Raw genomic sequence first — 3,399 nt, forward strand, 5'->3', positions numbered from 1 at the left:
TCTGTGACAGAGGCCGGATCGGATGGTGTTAATGGCACCGTTGGGGTGGATACTGTCAAAATCTCTCCAGCTTGCCCCAATTGGACTAAGGTTTCACGAGGAACCGCTACTAGATTAATCTCACCCCCTGGTGCTAGGATTTGCCCAGTGTTAATCACACTCCCACCGACTAAGGTGAGATTCTGTCCCTCTCCCACAGCTAAATTGCCAGCATTTACGATTGGCTGAGGCGGATTCTGGCCATACTGCAATCCGGGAGTAATGTTAATGGTTAAAAGGGGCGGCTCTTCGGGATTGGTAGCACTAAACTCGGTGCCATTACCAAAAACTATACTATTAGCGGTACTTCCGACAAAGGAACCGGCTACATCTAATTGGGAATTGGCTCCAAAAACAATACCATTAGGATTGAGCAAAAACAAGTTGGCGCTACCATCTACTCCTAGGGTGCCGAAAATCTTGGAGATGTTACTACCAGTTACCCGGCTGAGAATATTATTGATGCCAGCGGGATTGGCAAAGTAAACCCGCTGCAAGTCCCCAACATTAAAATCAGAAAAGCTATGGAATAGGTTATCCCCTCTGGTTGCTCCACCTTCAATCAACTCAGCGGGAAGTCCTTTAACCTCTACATTTGGTTTAACTAGAGTTTGATTATCCCCCAAGGTATTATCCGGAACAATCTGAGCCAGAGCGGGATTTACTGAATGAGTAATCCCATAGTATCCACTCAGACTTATAGCACCAGAAATTACTAGCGATCGCACTATTTTCATGTTTACTTAGCCTCCTATAGGTAAACTTAGGAGTAATCTAAGCAAATATGCTCCGAGTTGAATTATTTTGATGAGATAATGAAGTTTTAATGAGTTAATTATTATTGCGCCGCCATAGCTCTAGCGCGATTAGTTTCAATCATTTGCTCTAGCATTTCCCTAGAAACACAGCGGCGTTCAGAGCAATAGGTCATGAGATTGACACCATTCATCATGCGCACAGTGCTGACTCGCACACGAAAATCATCGGTGACAAACCAACAACGTTCTTGACCCTGATTATTCTGGTAATTGGTATCAATGGTGAGAATGCCGTCTTTGCCAAACCAATACCGACTCACTACCGGAATACTTTCCACATAGCCCTGGTCTCGAATCAATTTACCACTAAGCTGAGTTTCATCATCTGGAACATCAATCAGAATTGCCGCATATTTGGAATTTGGTTCCCGGTCATCTAAATTGATTTGCCACATAAAGCTCGCTCCCCCCATCGCCTGGCTTGGGTCAATATTTTGGAGGTCACACACGGTTTGGACTTTAGGGTTATCTTTTTCGATGACTTGAACAATCAGATTGGATTCTCCGGATTCATCGGCAGCGTTATCAAAGTGATGAACTGTGCGTTGAGTAAACCACTTGCCCTCGCTTTTACGAAAGAAGTCCATCATGGTCATGGGTGGCTTGAGTCGCATTTTTGCTTAAACCTCCAGATAGTGGTATACGGATAGAGATGATTAATCTATATAGTTTAGGCTAGGGTACTATCATTTGGTGTCTCTAGCCTACTCCCTACCCTGGTGGTAATGGTTTTTAACATCCTGTGTTGCCAGCACAACGGTAGACTAACCTTGGCAGTTCCAGGTAGAGTTCAGTAATTACCATGAGTCAAACTCGGTTAAGCGATCGCACTAACAACCAAGCTATGGATATCTTAAAACGGTTCCAAGCCGGAGACTATATCTCTGATGCTAATCTTGAGGGCATCGATTGGAGTCAGAGAGACTTGTACCAGGTTAACCTCACTGGTGCTAACCTACATAAAGCTAATTTGAGCCAAGCTACCCTGACTGGCGCTAATCTTAGTCAGGCAATTTTGCGGGAAGCGAATCTGAGGGGAGCTGATCTCAGGGGAGCTGATCTCACTGGCGCTGACCTGACTGGCGCTGATTTAGAAGGGGCTTATGTAAACCGGGCGGATTTAAGAAAAGCAAATTTGACCATGGCTAACTTGAATGAAACCAACCTACAAGTAGCCCTGTATGACCGGGAAACCAATTGGCCAGAAGGATTTCGCTACAAAAGTTCTGGGGCTGTTGGACCTGGTGCTAATCTCAATGGTGCTTTTCTCAATACTGCTAATCTCAGGGGAGTTGACTTGCAAGGGATTAGAGTAATAGGAGGTTATCTCAGCGGAGCGGATTTAACTGGTGCTAATTTGCAGGATGCTGCCTTGAGTGGATCCAACTTACGGAAGGCTTTGCTGACCGGGGCTTGCTTGCGCAATGCCCGTATGAGTGGAGTGGAGCTGGAGGGAGCGGATTTGCGAGGAGCCGACCTGACTGGAGCAGATTTAAACCATGTACAAAATATTGCTGGCGCTGACTTTACTATGGCTCAAGGCATCAGTGAAGCCACCCGTTCGATGCTTTTGAATCAACCATTTAAGGATCTAGACACCTGGAATCCCTATACTCGAAGCAATACTCGGGAAAGTTTAGGAGCCAGTGATCGTAGTTGAAGGTTGAACGCCCAAGCGTGGCCTATTGGCTAAGGTTAAACCTGTAACCTGTAACCTGTAACCTGTAACCTGTAACCTATAACCTGTAACTTGAAACTTGTAACTTGAAACCTGTAACCTGATTATATAATAATTAATCACCATTTAAGAGCGTTACCAAAATGTCTGAGATTCAAGAAGCCCAGCCATCACCGGCAGAAATTGAGGAAGTTATTACTGAACTAGAGAAATATCGGGAAAGACTGGTTAATGATGTGATGAAAATGGCCCAGAAGGTTAAATTGCCCAAAAAAGCGGCCATGGAGCATATCAAGAACCACCCCGAAATTGTTAAGATTGACGCTGCTCTGGAAAATCTCCGCCCCCAGCAATCCTCCTTGCCATCATCCTGAAGCAACTGACTCAAGCAACTTAATCATCCATGGTTACATCGGAAACTCAACCGCCAGCTCCCTCTGAAACTGACCGTTTTCTGGCTGATGTCAATAGCCAACTTGCTGAAGGAAACGTTGATATTACTAATCCACAACAGTTAAAAAAGATGGTTGAATCCCTAGCTGATAGTCGGGGGATGGTCAGACTGGGATTCGTGGAAGCCTTCGGCAAAATTGGTCAGGGAGCTACTCCGTTCTTGCTTGAAGCACTAGCCAATCACCCAAACCCGGTGGTGCGCAGGTCCTGTGGCAAGGCTTTAGCAAAAATCAGGGATCCCCAGGCGGTTCCTACCCTGATCAATGCTTTGTTAAATGATGAGGATACAGTGGTCAAGAGTTCATCGGCTGGAGCCTTAGCCAGAATGGGAGAAGCGGCTGTTCCAAAGTTGATTGAGGTGTTGGAATCAGCAGATTATCCCCAATCTGCCAAAGGTCATGCCTCTTGGGC

The 3,399-nt window shown here is 45.6% G+C and carries 5 protein-coding genes; 3 read left to right on the plus strand and 2 right to left on the minus strand.

What is annotated here, in order from left to right; genetic code table 11:
- Together F6K52_RS34235 and F6K52_RS34240 are read right to left on the minus strand one after the other, a co-directional pair.
- Positions 1 to 776, minus strand: a 776-nt coding sequence (locus F6K52_RS34235) for a filamentous hemagglutinin N-terminal domain-containing protein (protein WP_293089346.1), incomplete at its 3' end; no start/stop codon positions are given.
- Between the two features lie 101 nt (positions 777 to 877).
- Positions 878 to 1,471 carry a phycobiliprotein lyase gene (locus F6K52_RS34240; RefSeq protein WP_293089348.1) on the minus strand — a complete coding sequence of 198 codons (594 nt, stop codon included), beginning with the start codon at positions 1,469 to 1,471 and terminating at the stop codon, positions 878 to 880.
- Between the two features lie 188 nt (positions 1,472 to 1,659).
- Between F6K52_RS34240 and F6K52_RS34245 the strand changes: the two genes are divergently transcribed.
- The 3 genes from F6K52_RS34245 to F6K52_RS34255 form a co-directional block, all read left to right on the plus strand.
- Positions 1,660 to 2,517: a pentapeptide repeat-containing protein gene (locus F6K52_RS34245; RefSeq protein WP_293089350.1), complete on the plus strand. Its 858-nt coding sequence runs from the start codon at positions 1,660 to 1,662 to the stop codon at positions 2,515 to 2,517.
- A gap of 161 nt (positions 2,518 to 2,678) precedes the next feature.
- Positions 2,679 to 2,909 (plus strand): acetyltransferase, encoded by a 231-nt coding sequence (locus F6K52_RS34250; RefSeq protein WP_293089352.1) that lies wholly within the window; start codon positions 2,679 to 2,681, stop codon positions 2,907 to 2,909.
- Positions 2,910 to 2,938: 29 nt separating this feature from the next.
- Positions 2,939 to 3,399 (plus strand): HEAT repeat domain-containing protein (locus tag F6K52_RS34255; protein ID WP_293089354.1); only part of this gene is annotated, 461 nt, incomplete at its 3' end.

It is taken from the genome of Moorena sp. SIO3H5 (assembly GCF_010692395.1).
Lineage (GTDB): Bacteria > Cyanobacteriota > Cyanobacteriia > Cyanobacteriales > Coleofasciculaceae > Moorena.

Excerpts from the sequence above, each read along its gene's own strand:
- F6K52_RS34250 (WP_293089352.1), top strand. The coding sequence starts at position 2,679 with ATGTCTGAGATTCAAGAAGCCCAGCCATCACCGGCAGAAATTGAGGAA.
- F6K52_RS34240 (WP_293089348.1), bottom strand. The coding sequence starts at position 1,471 with ATGCGACTCAAGCCACCCATGACCATGATGGACTTCTTTCGTAAAAGC.
- F6K52_RS34245 (WP_293089350.1), top strand. The coding sequence starts at position 1,660 with ATGAGTCAAACTCGGTTAAGCGATCGCACTAACAACCAAGCTATGGAT.